The organism is Bergeriella denitrificans NBRC 102155, assembly GCF_001592185.1.
GTDB classification, from domain to species: domain Bacteria; phylum Pseudomonadota; class Gammaproteobacteria; order Burkholderiales; family Neisseriaceae; genus Neisseria; species Neisseria denitrificans.
The window spans coordinates 1-1314 of record NZ_BCWL01000326.1 but is presented as its reverse complement, the minus strand read 5'-3'; the positions used below and the strand labels follow the sequence as shown (position 1 = coordinate 1314).

1 protein-coding gene is annotated in these 1314 nt (G+C 54.1%); it reads left to right on the top strand.

The genetic code is table 11. The features are described from left to right. Positions 1–213: 213 nt before the first annotated feature. Positions 214–1200, top strand: a complete 987-nt coding sequence (locus BDE01S_RS10575) for a malate dehydrogenase (RefSeq protein WP_066081357.1) — start codon at positions 214–216, stop codon at positions 1198–1200. Positions 1201–1314: the final 114 nt, after the last annotated feature.

Sequence of the window (1314 nt, the reverse complement as noted above, 5' to 3'; positions counted from 1 at the left end):
ATTTTGTATCGTAGAAAAGCCGTCTGAAATTTTCAGACGGCTTTTTGATACGCTTTCCTCACCCCAAGCCGCCGCTCCGACAAGCCGGCGGCAGGGAATATTTTACCTTTACGCCCCTTGTCTTAACTTTTGCCGCCGTGCCCGGCAGTATGCGTAGATGTTATAATAAGGAATTTTCTTAATTTCACACTTCACACATACAGGACGACAAAAATGACTTTGAAACCGCCAGTCCGCATCGCCGTTACCGGCGCGGCCGGACAAATCGCCTATGCCACGCTGTTCCGCATTGCCGGCGGCATCATGCTCGGACGCGACCAGCCGGTGATTTTGCAGCTTTTGGATTTACCCCACGCGCAAAAAGCCCTGCAGGGCGTGATTATGGAAATGCACGATTGCGCGTTTCCGCTGCTGGAAGATATTTTTGCTACCGATGACCCGGAAACCGCATTTAAAGACGCCGACATCGCCATTTTAATCGGCGCGCGCCCGCGCACGCAGGGCATGGAGCGTTCCGACCTGCTGCAGGCCAATGCAGCGATTTTCAAAACCCAGGGCGAGGCCTTGAACAAAGTTGCCAAGCGCGATGTGAAAGTATTGGTGGCGGGCAATCCGGCCAATACCAATGCCTACATCGCCATGAAATCCGCGCCGGACTTGCCGTCAGAAAATTTCAGCGCGCTGATGCGTCTCGACCACCACCGCGCCGTCAGCCAGATTGCGGAAAAAATCGGCCGCCCCGTGACTTCGATTGAAAAAATGTGCGTATGGGGCAACCACAGCCCGACCATGTACGCCGATTTCCGCTACGCCACCAGCAACGGCGAATCCGTGGCCGAGATGATTACCGAGCCGGATTGGCACAGCGAAGTGTATATGCCGAAAATCGCCCAACGCGGCGCGGCGATTATCGAAGCGCGCGGCGCATCTTCCGCGGCTTCTGCAGCCAACGCCATTATCTACCACCTGCGCGATTGGATTTTGGGCACGAGCGGCAAATGGGTGACTATGGCCGTACCGTCCGATGGCTCTTACGGCATTCCCGAAGGCATTGTATTCGGCTTCCCCGTGATTTGCGAAAACGGCAATGTGGAAATCGTACAGGGCTTGGATTTGAGCGACGATTTCAGTAAAGCGCACATTGAGCTGACTTTGAACGAGCTTTTGGAAGAGCGCGAAGCAGTTAAGCATCTGCTGTAAGCCTGAATTTTCACTCAATTTGCTTTAAGGCCGTCTGAAAAACCGTTTTTCAGACGGCCTGCGTTCGTATGGCACCGTGCAATACAAGCCGCATCATGCCGATTGTGCACGGTA